Source organism: Salmonella sp. SA15303, assembly GCF_029962125.1.
GTDB classification, from domain to species: domain Bacteria; phylum Pseudomonadota; class Gammaproteobacteria; order Enterobacterales; family Enterobacteriaceae; genus Salmonella; species Salmonella enterica.
This window is the reverse complement of sequence record NZ_CP123925.1, coordinates 245858-265365: the sequence shown is the minus strand read 5'-3', so window position 1 is coordinate 265365 and position 19508 is coordinate 245858. Positions and strand designations below refer to the sequence as shown.

Sequence of the window (19508 nt, the reverse complement as noted above, 5' to 3'; positions counted from 1 at the left end):
AGATTTCTTTCCGGTTGCTTGTCAGTTAGCGGCGAAGATCAATTTCAAGGCGGGCTGTTTTGACCTTTGTTCCGGACTCCCTAAATGTATCATCCGGAAGAGGCGAAATTTGTCCGCCAAGTTGTTTGACTCGCTCCCTGAGCGCTTTTGTCAGTGTGTCTTCCCGGAACAATACCCCAGCTGACAGAATGGCCTGTAAGCGACCTCGCTTAGCGAGCATTGCGATGGCATGCATGACATGTTTAACGTCAGAGCGTTTAAGGAATGGTGGATTCATAACGATAACATCAAAAGTTTCATCGGGCTGGTACCCAAGAAAGTCGGTATGCACCAGCTCGACTCCTGTGCTAAGGACACTATCGTTCTTCACTGCAAGGAATCGCTCATCGTTCAATTCGATCCCGGTAATCAATGCATCCGGAGCCGCCAGTTTTAAGGCTTTCAGAATGCGGCCATCACCAAACTCTGGCTCCAGTACACGCTCCCCGGCAGCTGGTTCAGCGCGTAGAACCATATCTGTGACTAAATTCTCAGGTGTAGGGAAGAAATTGAACAGATCTCGTGGGATGTCAACCGAACCTGTCAGAATGATTTGCTCGATACGCTCAGCTGCATCCGCCGTAAAAATATGTGCCTGCTCTTTTCGGTTCCATTTGCCACCGGCGGCTTCGAGCACTTTGTTTGTCTTAACATAAATGCTGCGGTCGAGCTGGTCGGCCAGGAAAAGAAAGTTCCCTTCAGCACGGCAGCGAGATAAGACGTTCAGAACTTCAGTTGAGATTTGCATTAAAACTCCATTAAGAGGATTTACCCGCCTGGCGGCAGCGGGTTGGTTACTTAAACGGGACAATTCAGATTTGGCCTTGGTTAGTCGGCAGACAACAGCAGGGATGGGCTGTTATAAGAGAAGCGGTCAACGGGAGCCTTATCAAATCGCTGACCGCTTGCATCAGGGGTCAGAACGAGTCCGTTATGGGCGCAATGAATGTGGAGCAACATATCCCCGCCGGTGTTGATGTGTAAGGCAGGCACACCCTGATCGATTTCGAACATGACACCAAAACAGGGGTTACCTTCCTTGTTAACAACTTCACAGTGGATGTTATGTTGGCCGGTAACGCTGACCTGATAGGCCTGACTGTCCTCTTCTGGCAGTGTTTCCTCCTCCAGGCGCCAGTCCTGAAGTGTGAGGCTAATTTCAGGGGTGTCATGCTCTTTCTGAAGAGCCTGGATACCTTTACGGAACAGCTGCATCATTTCAGGAGTAAGGCAGTCTTCCTCAGCTCCAAAATGTTCTTTCCAGCCTTCAGGATCTGCATACATCCAGACGTTTTTAGCGAGCGAAGGTAAGGAAGCATCAGGCTCTACAAGGAGGTGAGGGATGTTCTCTTTGATTCCGAGATAACGTACCGGCTGGCCATTAAGCGGTAACCCATCCGACACTGTAACTTCTGTTCCTGGCAAGACGACGCTGTTTACCAGACCTCCACAATGTTCGGCCACCACGCGGCCTAAATCTGCCATAAACATCCGATGCTTTTCTGGTGAGTCCAGCTCACCAAGGAGTTCAGGTTTAAGCAGTAAACCGGTAATAATCTCAGTCAGTTCACGAGGAGATACTAATTTATACATTTTGTTTTCCTTTTCTGTGTTGGCTTTATATTACCAATCCAGATGCACGAGCTAATAACCTCCAGACAACTTTTTCAAAAATTATTTACTTAAAGCAGGGTGCTAATATGCGCAAGAAATGAATTTAGGAAGGACGGCTTCAAATTTAACTTTTTGGTTTTTTATTTTAGACGGACTTTAAAATAGCATCGTTGATAAAATAATAAACATGGTTTGTTTTTTTGTTTGTATTGACAATCAAATGGGTATAAATTAATTTACTTACATGGCGTATATTTAACGCCACCGCCCCGGCGGCACCGGGCATAAAAGGAAAACCATTTTGAAACCGATGCTCAAAAAAGATTTTTTTTCAGCTATTGAAAACCTTCTCAAAGCTGGCTTTCAACCTCGCTTTTACACTGTTAACAGTGGCCGAATCGGTCTCATTACATTCACTGATAAAAATGGAACAAAACAGGTCGAACAGGTTTATTCCTGCACTTCTTTAGCCGCCAATACTTTTGGAAAGCGCTTCACCACTTGGTTAGAAGAAATTTTTCAAAAGCATAATGAAGAAAAAGTAGCTGATTCCGGGTTCGAGGTTGGTAGCCGTGTCTGGGATAAATTGATGTATACGTTGCGCACCATTTCAGAAATTCGTGCCGGGGGGGTGCTGGTGCTGGATAACGGTGCACAGCGTACACTGGATGAAGTGCAAAAAACGGCACCTGAAACAAACCAGGTGGAGCCAAAGGAAATCTCTTCACTTCAGGAGCTGCTGAACGCTTCCAAAAATCTGGAGCCGACTTCGCCTGAGCTAATTGCGGCTCTTAATGAGGCTCTGTCAACCGCCATAAAACGGTGAATGCAACGGCAGTCTGGCACATCAGGCCTTGTCAGAGATTAGGCCTGAAAAGCACTTACGTACCGATATAACACCTAATTCCCCTCTAAGGAGATTGCCCTAAATGGCGATGAATAAAAAAGAACAAGCCGCGTATGATGAGCTGGTGGCACAGGCCAGAATAAACCGCGCTTTACGCTGGTCTGACTATGGCGTTGAACGCGATATGCCCGTACCAGAGGTCTCGGGGGAATACCAAAACGGCTGGAGCTTCAACACCGCCACTGGCACTGTTTATCCGACATGGAGCGGAACTACGGTTCACGGCACACGGGAAGAGGGAGAGGTTGTCGATGCAACCTCCCGCCGCATGCGAGGCATGAATGGTAGCCAGAACGGCATACCACAATACAGCACCAAAGAACGCGCCCTGAAGGCATTACGCTGTTCGCTTGAAATCAAGTTTGCCATGCAGCTGGATGCCATAGATAAAGCTATCGCAAAAGAAATAGAGCTGTCCACCGCTCGCCGGGAGAGCGATACATCAGATGCCTAGCGGTAAACCATCAATTCAGGCCCGTGATCAGAGGGGCCTTAACGCCCTGAAAGAGGCGGTTCCAGCGACGGCACAACTACAGATGCGGGTTACCCCTGAACGTAAACTGCGTTACGTCAATCAGGCAAAGGCCGAAGGTCTGGGTCTAACAGACTGGGTCCAAAAGCATATGGATAACGTGTGTGATCTGGCAGGCCAGCCTGAAATAACCATGTACAAAGATGATGGAGAAACAAGTGGCCAAAAATAACAACAGTCTCAAACAGCATGTCTTCAATATGCTGTCGGCTGGCAGCGAACTTAAAGAAGTGAAGCGTTTTCTCACCAGCAAGCGAGTTAAAGCCCGCCTGGCAGTGTCAATGATCCACGAGCAGGCGATTGCTGTGCAGAACACTGAATACCAGAATTATCCGGCTTATAGCTAACTGGTAACAACAATTACAGAGAGATACTTAAAATGAGCGTAAACCCAGAATACACCAGGGTTCAGCATGTCCAGATTATTCGCGAGCGAGATGGGCAGAAGGAAGTTGTTCGAGTCTATGATGAAGATGGCGACGTGGTTCTGTGTTTACCTGCCTACATTCAGGATGAGGAAATAAATCTTATTCTGCGCCGGTTGAATGACGTATATTCAGTCGGATATCGTGTAGGTGATGCAGCCCGCCGCCGCGCCATCAAAAAAGCGCTGGGGGATGATGAGGAGTAAGGCCATTTTTACTGGCAAGATATCTGTATACCGGAGTCTTTAGAGTACGTTCTAATGGCTCCGGATTATTAATACTGTTTTACTCATGCAATAAAAAGCAAACCAAAATTCTTTCGCTAATTCATTTTTAAATGCTCAAATCATTAAATGTAAGGAGCGTTATTTATCAATAGGTATGGCGTTCTTAATGGCTATTAAGCTAGTTCTGCTTTCGCTTGCTTCTGGAAATTAGGGAAACCTAATTTTACCCTATCAAAAAGTAACTTTTCTGGTTTTGTTGCATTCACGTAAACAAAAAAGTCCCGCCGGGCAGAAAAGAAAAACATCAAAAATAGCTATTTTCCCGAAAAGATCACGAACACTGAAAAAGTATCATGGGGAACCTGATCAGGAGACAACCCATGAAAATCAAACTAGCCCTGCTTATTGCATTTGCAGGTTTCAGCGCAGGAGCTTCCGCTGAAATCGCAGAATTCAGCTTTAAAGATACCCTGAACGTTAAAAAGACCGTATCGCCTGCATCCGTATGGATTAATCCGGTAACGAGCTTTGACGTTGCCGTTATTTCCGGTCTGGACCGTTATATTACGCTCAGTCTGCTGAAAAGTGACGGGAGCCTCATCTGGAGCACGAAAAGCAGCCTGGTTACCGTTGATGACCGTACCACATCTTCGACAGGCTTTGATTATTACGGCAAGACTCTGACCGTACCAGCGATGGGAGAAGATAGCTTCACCCTCAGAGAGGTGATTACCGACTTGCAAGGGAAGGAGGTCTCCCGGCAGGATTACCCGCTTGCAATTGACCGAACGCCTCCGGCAACGGGTACCATAAGTTATACGAGAAATGGGTGGAACTTTGGCAGCGAAGCGATCTTCACTTCAGTACCAGCCGGTATGCAGTACGCCAGCGTCCAGGCACTGGTCTTTAATGGACTGAGTGATAAAGGTTCCGGGCTTGCTAATGCTGAATATTTCATAACCGATGCCGCTGGAGTGGAGCGTAAAAAGCCAGCGGAAATTAATACAGTGGAAGGTAGCGTAACCGTTCAAGTCGCCGACGCAAGCAGCAATGCCCTGGCACCGGAAAACCGCTCTGAATATAAAGTGGGGATCTACCTTTATGACAAAGCGGGAAACAGGAGCGAACTAAGCCGCCGAAGCGTAATTGATCGGGTTAAGCCTGACGATATCATCCAGGTGCAGGACGCCACTACCGGATCATGGGTCTCCTATCAGTCTGGCATGACCGTCTTCCAGAACCCTATTTCCGTACGGGTATTAAGGAAGAAAAGTGACTTTACTGCTGTTAACGGTTCCAAATATGGCTGGGCGGACTCGAATTTCCAGACGTCCGATAGCACTTATAATATCTATACTTTCAAATACATATATCCAAATGTGGGGGATACTTATCATGAATTTCAGACTCTGGCGGGAGGAGTAAGACGAATTCATCATAACTCCCTCAACTTCACTCCAGCCCCGGCGATGGAAATAGCCCCGAAGATAGTGGCTAAAGAGATGTACCGGAGTGATACCAGTGAGTGGTTAACTCAGGCCTCAATCAGCGTTAAAACCGCCACCATTAGCCGCATAAAGGTAACCGCAGAACCCCGACCATACGTGCAAAAGTTCAGAACGGTAAAAAATGCAGCCTGGTTCTGCACTATTCCTGTCGGACAAAGTTCATGCGAGATGACGGTTAACTTCAACTACACCAGTGACAAAGGATTTGAGTATCTGCATCTTTACTCGGGAAAAGATGGTGACAGCATATTCGATGCGCTTGCTGGTAATTTTACGGTTATCTGGGATAACAACCCACCGGTGGTTAATGTCGCTCAGGTAAACAAGGCCTCCAAGACAATCACTATGACGGCCACCGATAATGATCGCGTCAACGCCTGGAACATCAGCTACTGGGATACCAAAGTTTTCGAAGCCACCCTTAAAAATGCCCGGGGGGAAACTTTCACCCTGAAGCCTGTGACTGTCAGTGAAAGCGATTATAAAACCAAAAACGCCACTTTCTCATACGCTGGTCTACCGGACGGGGATTATACGGTTGTTAGCGTGTCTGCCACGGATCTTGTTGGAAACACAGGAACCAAAACGCTTAATGCACCGCTGAAAATTGACTCAACGCTTCCGGTTATTGCGTTCAGCTTTAATGGCGCAGACGCAGAAGGAAAACTGGTTAAAGGGCTTGAGAACCTACGCATAAGCGTTACTGATGCCTCTGGGGATGCTTCCCTGATATCGCTTCAGCTCGCTGGTGGACCTAACTCTGAAAAGGTCACCCTTGCATTCACGCCGCTATCCAAGGATGTCTTTATTCCTGAATACCCCAGAATCTTCCCCAATACTGACGAATCGGGACAGATGTATCATCTGGAGGCTCTGGCTATTGACGAATCAGGTAACCGGACCACTAAAACGCTTAATTTTACCTACCAGCCAGCTAACCTGATTATGCTGGATAATCTCAAGACGCTGGCCACAGCCGTAGCACTGAAAGCAACGGACAACACGCCGCTGGCCATCATCCGAACCAGTGTGTTGCGTCGTCAGGACGGTTCTATCATTACCGGACAGTTAAACGGAACCCTGACTGTTCAGAAAAACGCCCAGTTCGGCGTTACGGTTGCCGGAGTTACGGTCCAGCCTGGTGAAACTAAATCGCTGTCACTGGATCTTGGTAATGGTGAAGAGCGCACATATCCCGTTACTCCCGCTGTAAGTGGTCAATCTGGCACGGCCACATTTACTATAGAATTCCCTCAAACATAAACCCTACACAAGGGTACGGTAGTATGCCGTACCCTGTTACGCCATCCTCAATGTAAAATGTAGAGTTGAGCATGACTTAATTATTACTTTCTCATTAAGTGTCTCTTAAACTGCAAACGGGAAAGTAATATTCCCGAGACGGGAAGGACTCCTTCCTTTTGGTTATAATCTATGATGCTAAACTGTGTAATTACACCGGAACAATGTCCTCGTTTAAATCGCTGGCACCAGTACATGATTTATCCATGAATGCTTTTTGATGCAATTTTACTTCAGAATGCTCTTAATTTTTTAAACAAATTATATTTGAATCCTTCGTGTATAAATTTGCAGCCCCTCTCTCAATGTTTTTTTAAAATATTTACTCTCAGGTTATTAGCCAGTAGATTCATTCTGTCATGATTACTCCAGAACTAACCGGAGGAATCACATTATGACCAAATATTATGATCGCAGTGGAATTGAAATCTCCAGCGCAAAAATCCGCTGTGTTGATTCTGTAAAAGGTACTGCGGAATATACTTTTCGTATTGTTTGCGATAAATGCAATGGGCGGGGAGAGCGTAAGCATTTTTATAGAAGTCGCTGTATGGCTTGTAAAGCCACGGGTTACAGCCTCGAAACGACCCGTACTGCTTACACGCTGAATGCGCTGTACCGCATTAATGCGCAAGCTGCCCGCAAAGTGTCAGCATCCCTGCAAGACGAGCGTTTAAGGACTGAAAGCGCCCACAGTTCTGCGTTCACAGCATGGTGCAGGTCTCATCAAAAAATGGTTGATGCAATCACCCAACAATCCAGTAGTAATAATTTTCTGGAAAGCCTTAAGTCTTCTTTAACCCACCAGCGTCAGTTAAGTGATAAGCAGCTGGCAGTTGCCGCCCGCATTTTAGGTATTCATTAATTCAAAGCCCTTTTAATTTAATTTTAAGGTCAATTATTACGGAGGAACTATGATCCATTCATTTAAAGACAGACGGCTTGAAAAGTTCTTCCGTAATGGAAAAACAACGGCAGGTATTCCTTCTGAAATTATTAACGCGATTCTGTGTCGACTTGAAACGCTGGATAATGTCCAGAGTGAGCGGGAGTTATTATCCAACAGCTTGCGTTATGAACGCTTAAGAATGACGTCAAACCGTTATTCCTCCATTCGAGTAAACTCTAAGTATCGATTATTCTTTGAATGGAATGATGGCGCACATAATGTTCATTTGTCTGCACATGACTATAAATCGCTCATCCATTAAGGTTAAAAATGAAGCTATTTTCAATTTCATCCCGGGATACAAGCATGGACGCGATGTTTTATATCCAGGCCAGTACTAAACAACAGGCAAGTTACATATTTAGTACCCTTTCCCCGAAGCCTACTGCGAACTGCCAGCTTACAGATTTGCAGAATGAGACGGTCGTCCCTTCCATAAGCCCTATTTCGCTTTCACTTAACCCCTGGTCGATCAATTCCCAGTCCCGAACCCGGGAACTGCGTATGGCCACGCATGGTCTTAACCTGATCTGTGCAGTCACGGATGAGCATACCCGTCAGATAGTTGACTTTTGCGATAACCTTGGACAGCAGCTTAAGGATCCGGACGACAAAAGCGCCTGGGTTAAGCTCATTAATTCTGAATGCGCTTTGCTTAATTCTCCGCGTCTCTATCCCGTTCTGCTTGAGCCGGATACACCGGCACAATTTGAAATCTTTGTGCCAGCTCCGGAAGATGGAGAACACGACACGGTCATAGCCAGCGTTGTTAAAGAATGTTTCGGAGATGAATGCCGGTACAGAGTAACGGACAAAGCTTTTGCAATGTCGGAAAAGCCAGTCATCAGGCTGGAAGCTCATTTCAATGACAAACGCGAAAAGGTTTTAGAACTGACCTTTTCCTGTTTCAATCTTTCACTCTCAGCGTCCGTGCATGAAAACCAGCTACGTCAGATTTTGTTACTTTGCGAAGACTTTGGCGTAAGGCTTCAGGGTAGAGCAGGGGCATCCTGCCACGTTAATATGCGCAGTGCTTACCGTCGTCTTGCTCATGTTGGCACCGGCTCTCGCCCAGGTGATGACAGTGATGTGCGGGTCTATACCTCGTTAAAAGAAGAAAAAGATGTTAAGAGGCTGCTTGATAAGTCAACCAGGGGAAGTGAGCTTGTACCGGCGAGGCACGGGCAGCAGTTTAACGGGGTCTTAGTGAATGCCACACCCGCATCGGCCACTACTGGTTTCATTTACCTTTCGCATGATTTTCCGGAAGGCCAGTTTATGATGACAGCCGAGGTGTTGCATGTTGGAATTACACCAGGCGGTATTTACTACATTGAAACACTGGACGGTTACCGGTTTATCGTGACAGCGTTTGAGAAGGGATTAATGAACGGTTTGAGGGAGTTTATAGCTGCAAATGAGGAATATTTTAAGTATTACCGCTGGTCTTAGTATCTGAGCTGAAACCGGTAGGCCAGGGAAGGCAACCGGGAAAATGCAATTTAACCTGATCCTATACCTACGACTATCTTTATCCACTTATAATAGCCTCACCAAATTATAATGCCCGATCACCGCATTTGCTTAAACCTCACATATTCTTCTTATGCTTCCCCTGATAATCTACGACCGAAAGACAAAGGAAAGTGAATACGAAATAAGATTTATGAGCACATAAAAGTTACTTTTCCTTGGTGGCACATCACAAACATTGTGGGTTTCATAATCCTTTTTGTTATTTAAAAAGGATGTGTTCAATTCTAATTAAAGGTGGTATTTTTTTTGAAAGTTTGCTGGGAGGTTATTAGCTGGGGGGATGGGTAACAGTATAATAAGTACAGATGAAAAGGAGGTTTTATGAAAGCGTTAGACGTGGTTTCAACTCAACTCAACTTTATTAATCTGTTGGATCAGGCAGGATATGCTCTTTCAGAAATTGTTGTAAAACGCTTCAGTGCTGCACCAGCCTTTAACGAAGGGCACTGGTTGTTCATTGCAGAGCAGGATAACCGCTACATTGAAGTGGTCTGTATTCTCTCTTTAGCTTCAGAAAGCGGAGAGCAGCATATTGATGTTTTTATTAATATGTTCGAAGACCCGATTGATGATGTTATTTCACGAAACATTGAAACCAAAACCTTTGCGACGCTTTATAAATACATTGAACGTATACCTTTTACTCCGGGTGTAAAGAAAGAATTCTTGAGCAGTATTGAGAACATCAATTTTAGTTAATCAAAAACCACAACTTTTTGCCACCAAGTTATTAGGTAATGCTATCAACCTGATATAATTACCTTAACATGAATATGAGCGGAGCCGGGTTATGTCTAATAATACTGAAGTCATTAGCTGTGATTTATTTTCAACTCTATCTTCACTTAATTTTAGCACCGAGGATATTACAGGTTTGACTCCGGCCAACTTTCGAAAGGGAGCTTTCTTACATGCAAAAATTTCTGCTAGCCAGGCCACGCGAGCGACTGATATTTCCATTCAATTACTCACGGATCGTGTTTCAGGTGAAATGAACTACGTAATAGTAATTGGCAGGCACGAAGGACTCCTGCAAAGCGAAGCAATTGACCCAAACGCTGATAAGCAATACCGGGAAAACCGTTATTCTCGCCATTTTATCTCAGTAACCGATGCCAATACCAAAGCCCTGAAAAAAACCTGCAAGGTAATGAAAACATATATCAAAGAGCAGGCATTTAAGCCTAACACCTGGGGGCACAGTTTCATTAAGGGTTGATTTATTCTTGCCCCGGTGAGCCGGGGCAACGCTAAATTAACCTCAAACTGTGCTGGAGGCACAAATGTCTGAAAAACACTTTATCGTTAAAATCCAGAACCGAAACGGCGACCATGAGAATAGCTATGTTCGGTTACTCGTCAGCGATTGTGAGAAAAATGCTTGCCAGACGGCACTCATTTCAGAGTGCCATGGCGAGCTTGAACAGCTGAGTTTTGAAGACGGTGGGGTTTACGACTACAACGGCGAAAATCACTACAGTGTCAGGAGCTGCGTGGAGGTTGCTCCAGAAGACGTTGCAACTTTGCAACGCTTCCTTTAACACCTGCGACATTTGATTAAATATCGGGCGTCCGCTACAGGATGCCCGTGATTTAAACGATTCCTCAAAGATCGCTGTCACTCCTGATAACTGTATTAAGAGCAGGTTTGTGATAGGTTCAGCGTAACAACATTACTGGAATTTTGGTTGCCTTGATGAAGAGCTGCTTTTCTGATTTACCCGTTAAAGACGGCACGTCCGGAACCTGGAAACTGGACACATTCGAAATTACCGCAGATAAGGCGATGAGCCTCGCCCTTCGTGCCGAGTATACAGGTAATACAGACGAGTTTATCCCGCCCGGTAGATATCGGCGTTTGTCCAACGGCTGGGATGTGGTGATGTCCAATACCCCGATGGAGATCAGAACCTGCCAGGATTTTTTAGAGCGAGCCACCGGGCGCGTGCTCATTAATGGTCTTGGTCTGGGGATGGTGCTTCACGCCATTCTTCAAAAAGAAGATGTAACCCATGTAACAGTAATTGAAAAAGAACAGGACGTTATTAACCTCGTTGCGGCCTCGTTTGCAAACGATCCTCGCGTTGAAATTATCCATGCTGATGCAATGATGTATTGCCCACCAGCAGGCGTCACGTACAACGCATGCTGGCACGACATATGGCCAGACTTCGCAACAGCTAACCTCTCACAGATGGATAAGCTGGAAATTAAGTACCGGGACATCTGTGAATGGCAGGGCTCGTGGGGCAGGGAGGAGTGTGAGCAAAAGCACATTGAGTTTCAAAATCTTGGGGCTGATTGAGTACAACTTTTGAAGGTGTCTCCGCTAAAGAAGACTGGGTCTCTTTGCGCATGCCCAGCTGTGCTGCATGACCTGACAAAGCCTATAAATAAACAGATCGGTTTGATTTAGTAATCCCCCTTCCAACCATCAGGCCGATATTTAAACTGCATCTCCATTAAGGATGGCTGATGAGCACGATTTCTACGGATTTAATTGCACGGATCTACGCAGCCTCCGAATTGCCGTTGAGCAACGACGAGCTTTATCGCGAAGTGCAGCGTGAAACTGGCATGTCGGATGCCGAATTGCACGAACTGAAAGAATTTGGGTCAGATAAAACCAGAACCAGCGGCGTCAAACACAAAGTACGCTGGTTTCAGCAGACTCTTCGGCAGGCCGGAGTCATCGAACGCGTTCCAGAAAAACGGGGCGTCTGGAGATACTCCTCTAAGACGAAAACAAACCTACACGAGTCATGGGAAAAGCTCTGTGTTGTCGGTTTCTCAACTTCTCTTGGGGCATCGGTTTTTGGAAACGCCTATGCCTTCTTCAGCAATATCACAGAGCAAATTCATCTTTGCCTGACCTCGCCGCCTTACCTCCTTCGAAATTCAAGAGACTACGGGCATGGCGGGGGGCGTGGCGAGCAGGTTTATATTGACTGGCTTCTGCGTATCCTCGAACCGATCGTGAAACAGCTTGTACCCGGCGCAAGTGTGGCATTGAATATCACTCAAGATAGCTTTAATAGGGGCAGGCCTTCACGTTCTCTGTATCTGGAGCGTCTGACACTGGCATTATGTGACAAGCTGGGGCTTGAGCTCATGGACAGGCTTCAGTGGGTGAATCGCAGTAAGCCCCCATCGCCAACGCACTGGGCATGTAAGCAACGAGTGCAGCTCTGCTCATCGTATGAGCCTGTGCTGTGGTTTACCAATGATGCGAGTAAGGTTCGTTCAAACAACTTACGTGTACTGCAACCGCATTCAGAGCAGCATCTTAAATTGCAGGCAGCAGGCGGTGAAAATCGCACGACCTTTTATGGTGATGGGGCGTACCAGCTTAAAAGCGGATCCTTTGGAAATAAAACAGAAGGAACGATCCCCAAAAATACTTTGTTTTACGGCAATAGCTGCGCTGATACGAGATTTTGCCATTCCATTGCCCGCGAGCTAGGTTTTCCGCTGCATGGTGCAACGTCTCCTACCAGGCTTGCAGCGTTTCTGATTGAGTTTTTGACAGAGCCGGGAGATCTTGTTGTAGATCCCTTCGCTGGCCTGCATAAAGTTCCCATCGCAGCCGAGCGACTTGGCAGACGTTGGCTGGCGACGGACAAAATCATGGAATGGCTGGCGATTTCCCGAAACCTTTTTACGGCCGCACCGGGATATAAGAGTAACCCCATGCTGGACGAGCTCGCCGAACTGTATCGGGCTTAATGCAAGTTAACGGTTTTGATAAAGTGGTTTGAAGCGACAAGCGGTTTATTCATTTTGCATTGTTTCTACCATAAAATGACAATATTAACGGCTTAGCATACGCCGCAGAGATAATTAGGGTGCCATTCATTTCCGGTTGTCTGTATTAACGAGTGTATTCAATATTCACTTGTTTCTCCGATATAGACCCAACAAAAAAAACTGATGGTTGTGATACAGAACTTGTTGAATTAACATCCGGTACATTAACTATATTGGTAATTTAGACGGTTTCTAAATTAAAGGTGGACAGATATGAAGTCAGATACAGAAATGGTTTCTCCTATCGAGTTGCACATTGGCGATCATGTCCAGCGGCATGGTGCTTTATTTGAGGTTATGCATATTGTTGAATCCGAATGCGATATTCCCGGCGGCATCCGGGTAGCAGCATGCATTTCACGGGTTATCGGTGACGTTACGGGCAATATTCCTCGTGGTTGGCTGGAAACACCGAAGCGTATGGCTGAGCGAGGAGTTAAGTGGGCGACGAGTCTGCCTGAGGGGCTTTACTTTAACATCCAGGGGAACGCACATGCGAAAGTAAGCCGGGTTATTCGTAATGTGACTAATTGAAACTTTTTTCTGAATTGCGGTGTAAAAGTTACTTTTCACCGCATCGTTTTCCCTAACTACTAAATCAGAGCTTCTCTGAAATAAGCGGATTTAACCGCTAGCGATTTATTCAGGCCATTTTATTCTAATCATTATCCTACACTTCAAAAATATTCATTATTTTTTCTTCTGACCTATTAGCCAGAATTCTCGATTCGGTATCATTTACTTACGGTAAATCTTTTGAAAACGAGGTAAATGGCATGCATTCTCAGGATCCTATCACGAAATTAACCCAGACGTTGCAACGCGACGATGGTTCTCAGGTTCGTATTGTAGCGCAGCGGGGATATGGAAGTGGGCTTACAGCCTCGCTTGATGTGTACGTTCTCCGTCGTGATTCCTCTGAAAGCAACTGGTCACTGTGCGGAAAAGATCCTCACCCAGAGTGGAGAAAGATGTCAGTAGATGAGTATCAGAAATTTGGACGCTCTGAAATGCTGCGTTATGCCACACCAGGTGAAATTCTCAGGGTGGCATCCGCTATTGGCCAGCCAATGAGCTTCCTCGATGGCAACCCTGCGTTTTAGCCCGAACCCTGGCGACGCCTTTTAAACCGGCGTCATTCTTTTTACGAGCAACAGACGGAGAAAAAATGAATCTGAACGAACGAAGCACGAGCGCAGCAACGCCAGATTTGAGCCGACTTTATCTCATTTCCGGGCGCATTATGTTTGATGATGATGATCAGGCCTACCTGGTCGAAGCCGACTCCCCTGGTGATGCAGAGGAGGCTTTCCGGCATCATATTGCTGACAGTGCCGACGACTTAGAAAAGGTGATTATAGTTTCCTCTACAAGTTTCGCTTCAGCTCACAGCAGTCGCGTAATTTGTCGGCCTGCCGTGAAGTAATTTCAACTTCCAATGATATTTCCCTCTTTATAAAAGCCGCCGTCTGGCGGTTTTTATTTGCAAAAATGAATATTAATCCTGAATGATATTAATTTAAGATGAGGTAGTGTTCATATTCTTCTTCTTAATATTTTTTCTAAAAAAACGCCTTCAGGTTATTAGTTGGTATTAGTGTATTTGTTATGATCTTCTCATCAAATACATTAATTAAATAATCAAGGAGTCAACTGTGGCAGATAATTATACTCAGGCGTCGTTTATTATTCCCTGCACTCAGGAGCAGGCAAAAATGGCACAAGAAGCAATCACATTCGTTACCGAAGCAGAAATTGCAGAAGGTGAGCGTTTGCTTGATAAGCCACTGACAGATTGTTCTCTGACTGAGAAGCTGATCCTCAGTATTATCGAGAACCACCCTGAGTATGACCCTTCTGAGCCGAGCTTTGGGCAACCATCCTGCCCAGACTGCAATTATGAACTGTTGTTCGCAACAGAAGTTACCAGCAGTGGGCTGGCAGTTTTTCATGGAGAGACCATTGATCTTGACCATGCAATTTGCCTCACAACTGCCGTGCTGTCGGTATTCGACCTCTCGGAAATGGTAACAATTACTGCTGCATTTACATGCAGTAAAAGCCGGACAGATGAATTTGGGGGTATGACTATTCTGGTCACAAAGGATACCCACTATTACCAGGATGGCTGTCAGTTTTCTCGTCTCATGAATGAGGCTCACAAAGCCGGTATCCAGTATGCTCTGTGTAAAGTGACGCATTACCACGGTGAGAGCAGCTATGTGGCAAGCTATGTCCTGAGCTGCGACGTAGCGGATTCAGCCCAGGAGGTCGTTAACAAACGACTGAAGGCATGTGCCGGAAAAGAGCCAGAAGACGGAATCTATATTCTGTGTGAAGAAGACAACACTAGTCTTTCGGTCGAACTCGTTACAGAACTGTCTCCGCTCGATTACGACAAGCTGAGCAAGCTTCTCCCTTCCCTTGACACCCTTTGCGGCGCTTAAGCCTGCCAATTACCGTAGCCACCGGTTTCCCCGGTGGCCTGGAGCCTGCCATGACCAATAAATTCATAGTTTCTACCGTTGATTGTATCAATGAATTTGCAAGTGACGTTCCGCAGAGTGTTTCCTTACGGATAGATACAATGCTTGAACAGCGTATCCGCAAATTGGCGGCATACGTGAAAGAAAACGATCTTCATTTAACTGAGTTTTACTTCTATGACGCTAACTGGTCATTTTGTGGTGAAGATGAAATTCAAGAAATAAAAGACATGGATGAATATAAGCATAGCGACAGCATAAAGCAGGAAGCGATGCTGCGGGAAGTAATGCCATCAGCACGTACGGAATGCCCGGTTATTAGGGTGATGAAAGATTCATTTCAGCTTTCAGCTCTACCACGCCATTGTGGTGATGACATGACTCTTAACACTCCTTTTATTCCGCTGTCTGAGTTGAAAACAAATAATACGGCATTTATTACGCCGCCAACCTATAACTAATAGCTGTGCCGGGTGATTAAATTACAATGGATTATTTTTATATATATTGACATTAAATCCGCGTGATTTTGATTTAATATAATTTCGCTAAATGGTTGCGCTGTAGTTATTTTAAAGTTCTAATAATATCAGTGATGCAACATATACCGTGGTTCAGGAAAATATATGTTTATTGAAAAAAGCGACTCATTCCTTGAATTATCCTCAGAAGTTATTTTTCCTGAGGCGGCTAATGCTGCCATTTTGAAACATGATAAATGGGCGGATGTTTGGGAGACCCTGACAACCGATGCCGATCTGAACTATACCGATGAAAAGGAGACTGTGAGTCTTTCTTCTCTGGTCATGTCAGCCACATCTGCTATTTATCAGGCTATTACGGACGGCTGGACAATGTGCGTGGGATACAGTGGCGGCAAAGACTCCCATTCTCTTCTGCACCTGTTTCTGATGGCATTGATCAGGGCAGTACGTAACGGCACAAATATCAGCGAACATCATTTCATTCAGATGTCCGATACGCTGATCGAAAACCCTGAGATGCACTATCAGGCTTCACAGGTTCTCAACCAGCTCAGAATGTTCATTGCTGAACACCAGCTACCGGTCACAGTCCTTGTCGCCCGACCGTCTCTTACGCAGAGCTGGGTCGGCCGCATTCTGACTGGGCGCGGACTTCCGACCTGGACTAATTCTTCTACCCGACAGTGCTCAACCGACTACAAAATCGCGCCCCTGCGCCAGGCCAAAGCTCGTTACCTGAAAAACGCCCCGGCATCCGTTCGAAGCAGGGTATGCCTGATGCTGGGCTCCAGGGATGATGAAAGTGCCCGAAGGGCCGGAAATATCCTCAAAATGGGAGGGCAGGCGAGGAAAGTAACCCTGACTGAGCACGGTGGTGAACTCTATCCGGTAAAGGAGTGGCGCACTCAGGACATCTGGTCTTTTCTGATGGCCTGTGGTTCCGAATCACGCTTCCCTTTACCAAGCTTTATGCCGGATAACTTCAGCCTGGCAACGCTTTATAAAGACGCCACCGGGGAGTGTATCTGGTCGCCGGAGAAACCCACTCGAACATCAGCTTGTGGGGCTCGATATGGGTGCTCGCTTACTCTTGTTTTTATGTATTTAGAGTTAAACTCTACTTTTCTATTTTTAGAATTCAAGCTATTCATCGTAATTGAGAGATATCCTTTTAATGTTCAGCAAGCCTGTTAAAAGCACTTTATCTGAACCGCGTTTTGCCTAAATCCTGCTCAATATATACTCTCCCTGAGTTCTGAAATCCTCAAATTCCCCAATCTTAAAGCATTGATACATAGATGATGTCAGATAATGCGCAATCATCTCACCGCCAATATGGATCCGTTCCGGGTGTGGGTATGTCGCCTGTATAGCCCTTTGTTCATTCATCATTACAGGAATTGTCTGCAACAAATCCCCATCCAAGATTTGGCACTCAGGTTTTACTCCTGTTCCGTATTGTAATTGCTCTGATTCGAAATCATGGACTGAGCGATAGGCGAACGAAACGATATTTCCTGTTTCCTCGCAAATTGCGAACTGATAAACACTGGTTGTCACCGTTGAAGAAGAGGGAATTGCATGGTCATGCTTGTATTGTTTCCACAGCCTCCTTAGACAGGCCGATGTATGATAATTGAGATTTTGTATACCTGATACGACCATTCTGGTTGATGCTTCAAGCAACCAGGTGTTAGAAAATCCACCTGCCCCCGTTCCTGCTATGATGGTTCTTAGCTGGGGGATGTAACCTGCTTTGGAAACAAAAGATAACGGCTCCCCATTATCGGTGACGGCAAGGGTATCTGTTACAATCAGTGCTTGTGTGATCTTGACCCGCCATTTCCGGACAGCTTTTGTATCTTAAGTTAACGATGCCCGCTGCCGCCGGTATTCTCTCGGAGAGTGATATCCCAGCGCACTATGCGGGTGATTTTCATTGTAATGCGTGAACGCCGCTGCAAGGTTTCGCAGGGCTGTTCTCACATCCGGTTTCGGCATGAACGCGATATAGTCTTCCTTCATCGTCTTCACGAACCGTTCGGCCATGCCATTGCTCTGCGGGCTGCTCACCGCTGTTGTACATGGCTCCAGATTCAGCTCTTTGGCGAACCTCCGCGTTTCATGCGCGGTATATGCTGAACCGTTGTCCGTCAGCCACTGCACCGCTGTGTCGGGCAGCCTGTCGCCGAAGCGCTTTTCCACCGACCTCAGCATCACATCCTGCACGGTCGAACTGTCATAGCCTCCCGTGCTTGCTGCCCAGTCTATGGCCTCACGGTCGCAGCAGTCCAGCGCGAACGTTACCCGCAGTTTTTCGCCGTTGTCGCAGCCGAACTCGAAGCCATCTGAACACCAGCGCATATCGCTTTCTGCCACCGCTATCTTGCCCTTATGTTCACGCTTCGGTCGCTCTGGTTTGTGATGCAACAACAACAGGTTATGCTCGCTCATTATCCTGTAAAGCCGTTTGGCATTCACAGGTGGCTGTCCCTCTGTGCGACGTTGCTTGCGCAGGATGCCCCACACGCGTCGATAACCATAACTCGGCATATCGCTGATAATGTTGAGGATAGCCGACAGTATTTCTGCGTCTGCTTCTTCATTACGCCGGTTACAGCGCCTGTCCTGCCAGTCGGCAGAACGGTTAATCCGCAGTGACAGTTGCGCACGCGACACGCCCATGGTCCGGCTGACCATGGCTATTCCCCGTCCTTTGGCAACAAGGGCGCGTGCGCTATCCATTTTCGCGACTGACCGTACTCCACGGCTTCTTTCAGGATCTCAACTTCCATCGTCTTCTTGCCCAGAAGGCGCTGAAGCTCCCGGACCTGCTTCAGAGCAGCAGTAAGCTCAGAAGCAGGAACGACTTCCTCTCCAGCCGCAACGGCGGTGAGGCTGCCTTCCTGATATTGCTTCTTCCACTTAAACAGCAGGCTGGGCTGGATACCATGCAGGCGGGCGACATGGGAGACATTCATACCCGGCTCCATCGTCTGCTGGATAATGGCGATCTTCTCCTGAGGAGTTTTACGTTTACGGACTTCTTGCCCTAACAGGATCCCGGTCATCTCAAAATTGGTGTTAGTGTTAGACATATATTCAAGCCTATCTCTTATCTGGAGATACAGCTACTGTCTGGTGTTTCAGGGGGCTACATCACAATCAGTGCTTGTGCTTCGTCTGTATAAAATATCAGTGATGACATATTTTCCTCATCCAGAAAAGACATTACATGAATCACAGAACAGGTCACTACAACCACGTGAAAGGGAGTCAGACCATTTTCCAGAGGTAAATATATTCTTGTGTTTGGACGCGTTGCGGTTCTCTGTAAAAAATATATAGCACAAACAAAAGTCCCCGCAGGGATAAATATAGTTATATGCGCTTTTTCTGCTGGCTTTTACAATTGAAAGTGACAGGTAAACGAAATGTGTTACAGGTTTCTTTTGCTTTTCGTTGGGTTCTGTATATGCGAATTTACCCTGTGTGTTATTTTTGCAATGGACTCAGGCTGTATTCAATCAATTAAGGTTTACTTCTGGCATTAAGATGTATCCGTTGCCTGTTTTTTAAGGGCACGGTTTGTGCCGGGAAATGAAAATCACATCTTAAGTTCTTCACTCAAAGGATTTGTGATGTTTATCACGTATGGTCCGGGTAACGTGTTGAGGTCAATGTATTGCAT

General features: G+C 46.2%; 22 protein-coding genes. 19 read left to right on the top strand and 3 right to left on the bottom strand.

All coding sequences use genetic code 11. The features are described from left to right. Positions 1-25: 25 nt before the first annotated feature. Positions 26-787, bottom strand: coding sequence for a methyltransferase (locus QEN31_RS25115; protein WP_001447802.1), 762 nt, complete (start codon positions 785-787; stop codon positions 26-28). Between the two features lie 80 nt (positions 788-867). Continuing rightward, a complete protein-coding gene (locus tag QEN31_RS25110) occupies positions 868-1632 on the bottom strand; it encodes a hypothetical protein (protein ID WP_000277498.1) in 765 nt (254 codons plus the stop codon). Positions 1633-1963: 331 nt separating this feature from the next. Between QEN31_RS25110 and QEN31_RS25105 the strand changes: the two genes are divergently transcribed. From QEN31_RS25105 to QEN31_RS25015, 19 genes are all read left to right on the top strand, one after another. Next, positions 1964-2479 (top strand): hypothetical protein, encoded by a 516-nt coding sequence (locus QEN31_RS25105; RefSeq protein WP_012695482.1) that lies wholly within the window; start codon positions 1964-1966, stop codon positions 2477-2479. A 103-nt stretch (positions 2480-2582) separates the two neighbouring features. Further along, the gene (locus tag QEN31_RS25100) at positions 2583-3014 is read left to right on the top strand and encodes a hypothetical protein (protein ID WP_001251242.1); all 432 of its coding nucleotides are present in this window, start codon (positions 2583-2585) and stop codon (positions 3012-3014) included. Positions 3015-3250: 236 nt separating this feature from the next. Next, positions 3251-3439 (top strand): hypothetical protein, encoded by a 189-nt coding sequence (locus QEN31_RS25095; protein WP_001107529.1) that lies wholly within the window; start codon positions 3251-3253, stop codon positions 3437-3439. Positions 3440-3471: 32 nt separating this feature from the next. Next, positions 3472-3723 (top strand): hypothetical protein, encoded by a 252-nt coding sequence (locus QEN31_RS25090; RefSeq protein WP_000115760.1) that lies wholly within the window; start codon positions 3472-3474, stop codon positions 3721-3723. A gap of 401 nt (positions 3724-4124) precedes the next feature. Further along, positions 4125-6515 (top strand): Ig-like domain-containing protein, encoded by a 2391-nt coding sequence (locus tag QEN31_RS25085; protein WP_000694552.1) that lies wholly within the window; start codon positions 4125-4127, stop codon positions 6513-6515. 433 nt (positions 6516-6948) lie between these two features. Further along, positions 6949-7419 carry a hypothetical protein gene (locus QEN31_RS25080; RefSeq protein WP_000170639.1) on the top strand — a complete coding sequence of 157 codons (471 nt, stop codon included), beginning with the start codon at positions 6949-6951 and terminating at the stop codon, positions 7417-7419. 49 nt (positions 7420-7468) lie between these two features. Further along, a complete protein-coding gene (locus QEN31_RS25075; protein WP_000581857.1) occupies positions 7469-7765 on the top strand; it encodes a type II toxin-antitoxin system RelE/ParE family toxin in 297 nt (98 codons plus the stop codon). Positions 7766-7809: 44 nt separating this feature from the next. Continuing rightward, positions 7810-8955, top strand: coding sequence for a hypothetical protein (locus QEN31_RS25070; protein WP_000339750.1), 1146 nt, complete (start codon positions 7810-7812; stop codon positions 8953-8955). A 405-nt stretch (positions 8956-9360) separates the two neighbouring features. Beyond that, the gene (locus QEN31_RS25065) at positions 9361-9738 is read left to right on the top strand and encodes a hypothetical protein (protein WP_000645320.1); all 378 of its coding nucleotides are present in this window, start codon (positions 9361-9363) and stop codon (positions 9736-9738) included. A gap of 91 nt (positions 9739-9829) precedes the next feature. Next, positions 9830-10258, top strand: coding sequence for a hypothetical protein (locus tag QEN31_RS25060; RefSeq protein WP_000069824.1), 429 nt, complete (start codon positions 9830-9832; stop codon positions 10256-10258). 64 nt (positions 10259-10322) lie between these two features. Then, positions 10323-10580: a hypothetical protein gene (locus QEN31_RS25055; protein ID WP_001290639.1), complete on the top strand. Its 258-nt coding sequence runs from the start codon at positions 10323-10325 to the stop codon at positions 10578-10580. 155 nt (positions 10581-10735) lie between these two features. Further along, the gene (locus QEN31_RS25050; RefSeq protein ID WP_000833775.1) at positions 10736-11344 is read left to right on the top strand and encodes a hypothetical protein; all 609 of its coding nucleotides are present in this window, start codon (positions 10736-10738) and stop codon (positions 11342-11344) included. 170 nt (positions 11345-11514) lie between these two features. Then, a complete protein-coding gene (locus tag QEN31_RS25045) occupies positions 11515-12765 on the top strand; it encodes a site-specific DNA-methyltransferase (protein WP_000104393.1) in 1251 nt (416 codons plus the stop codon). 294 nt (positions 12766-13059) lie between these two features. Further along, a complete protein-coding gene (locus QEN31_RS25040) occupies positions 13060-13380 on the top strand; it encodes a hypothetical protein (protein WP_000834113.1) in 321 nt (106 codons plus the stop codon). A gap of 242 nt (positions 13381-13622) precedes the next feature. After that, positions 13623-13949: a hypothetical protein gene (locus QEN31_RS25035; RefSeq protein ID WP_000556022.1), complete on the top strand. Its 327-nt coding sequence runs from the start codon at positions 13623-13625 to the stop codon at positions 13947-13949. A 65-nt stretch (positions 13950-14014) separates the two neighbouring features. Further along, the gene (locus QEN31_RS25030; RefSeq protein WP_001052325.1) at positions 14015-14272 is read left to right on the top strand and encodes a hypothetical protein; all 258 of its coding nucleotides are present in this window, start codon (positions 14015-14017) and stop codon (positions 14270-14272) included. 229 nt (positions 14273-14501) lie between these two features. Beyond that, positions 14502-15293 (top strand): hypothetical protein, encoded by a 792-nt coding sequence (locus QEN31_RS25025; protein ID WP_000774871.1) that lies wholly within the window; start codon positions 14502-14504, stop codon positions 15291-15293. Between the two features lie 50 nt (positions 15294-15343). Then, on the top strand, positions 15344-15793 hold the full coding sequence (locus QEN31_RS25020) for a hypothetical protein (protein ID WP_000182312.1): 450 nt from the start codon (positions 15344-15346) through the stop codon (positions 15791-15793). Positions 15794-15958: 165 nt separating this feature from the next. Then, on the top strand, positions 15959-17011 hold the full coding sequence (locus QEN31_RS25015; protein WP_012477420.1) for a phosphoadenosine phosphosulfate reductase domain-containing protein: 1053 nt from the start codon (positions 15959-15961) through the stop codon (positions 17009-17011). 669 nt (positions 17012-17680) lie between these two features. On the opposite strand, the gene QEN31_RS25010 is transcribed toward QEN31_RS25015, so the two are convergent. Next, a protein-coding gene (locus tag QEN31_RS25010; RefSeq protein WP_087776199.1) for an IS3 family transposase occupies positions 17681-18888 on the bottom strand; the annotation gives its coding sequence in 2 pieces (ribosomal slippage) (positions 17681-18567 and positions 18567-18888; 1209 coding nt in all). Positions 18889-19508 lie beyond the last annotated feature (620 nt).

Excerpts from the sequence above, each read along its gene's own strand:
- QEN31_RS25115 (WP_001447802.1), bottom strand. The coding sequence starts at position 787 with ATGCAAATCTCAACTGAAGTTCTGAACGTCTTATCTCGCTGCCGTGCT.
- QEN31_RS25110 (WP_000277498.1), bottom strand. The coding sequence starts at position 1,632 with ATGTATAAATTAGTATCTCCTCGTGAACTGACTGAGATTATTACCGGT.
- QEN31_RS25105 (WP_012695482.1), top strand. The coding sequence starts at position 1,964 with ATGCTCAAAAAAGATTTTTTTTCAGCTATTGAAAACCTTCTCAAAGCT.
- QEN31_RS25100 (WP_001251242.1), top strand. The coding sequence starts at position 2,583 with ATGGCGATGAATAAAAAAGAACAAGCCGCGTATGATGAGCTGGTGGCA.
- QEN31_RS25090 (WP_000115760.1), top strand. The coding sequence starts at position 3,472 with ATGAGCGTAAACCCAGAATACACCAGGGTTCAGCATGTCCAGATTATT.
- QEN31_RS25085 (WP_000694552.1), top strand. The coding sequence starts at position 4,125 with ATGAAAATCAAACTAGCCCTGCTTATTGCATTTGCAGGTTTCAGCGCA.
- QEN31_RS25080 (WP_000170639.1), top strand. The coding sequence starts at position 6,949 with ATGACCAAATATTATGATCGCAGTGGAATTGAAATCTCCAGCGCAAAA.
- QEN31_RS25075 (WP_000581857.1), top strand. The coding sequence starts at position 7,469 with ATGATCCATTCATTTAAAGACAGACGGCTTGAAAAGTTCTTCCGTAAT.
- QEN31_RS25070 (WP_000339750.1), top strand. The coding sequence starts at position 7,810 with ATGGACGCGATGTTTTATATCCAGGCCAGTACTAAACAACAGGCAAGT.
- QEN31_RS25065 (WP_000645320.1), top strand. The coding sequence starts at position 9,361 with ATGAAAGCGTTAGACGTGGTTTCAACTCAACTCAACTTTATTAATCTG.
- QEN31_RS25060 (WP_000069824.1), top strand. The coding sequence starts at position 9,830 with ATGTCTAATAATACTGAAGTCATTAGCTGTGATTTATTTTCAACTCTA.
- QEN31_RS25055 (WP_001290639.1), top strand. The coding sequence starts at position 10,323 with ATGTCTGAAAAACACTTTATCGTTAAAATCCAGAACCGAAACGGCGAC.
- QEN31_RS25050 (WP_000833775.1), top strand. The coding sequence starts at position 10,736 with ATGAAGAGCTGCTTTTCTGATTTACCCGTTAAAGACGGCACGTCCGGA.
- QEN31_RS25045 (WP_000104393.1), top strand. The coding sequence starts at position 11,515 with ATGAGCACGATTTCTACGGATTTAATTGCACGGATCTACGCAGCCTCC.
- QEN31_RS25040 (WP_000834113.1), top strand. The coding sequence starts at position 13,060 with ATGAAGTCAGATACAGAAATGGTTTCTCCTATCGAGTTGCACATTGGC.
- QEN31_RS25035 (WP_000556022.1), top strand. The coding sequence starts at position 13,623 with ATGCATTCTCAGGATCCTATCACGAAATTAACCCAGACGTTGCAACGC.
- QEN31_RS25030 (WP_001052325.1), top strand. The coding sequence starts at position 14,015 with ATGAATCTGAACGAACGAAGCACGAGCGCAGCAACGCCAGATTTGAGC.
- QEN31_RS25020 (WP_000182312.1), top strand. The coding sequence starts at position 15,344 with ATGACCAATAAATTCATAGTTTCTACCGTTGATTGTATCAATGAATTT.
- QEN31_RS25015 (WP_012477420.1), top strand. The coding sequence starts at position 15,959 with ATGTTTATTGAAAAAAGCGACTCATTCCTTGAATTATCCTCAGAAGTT.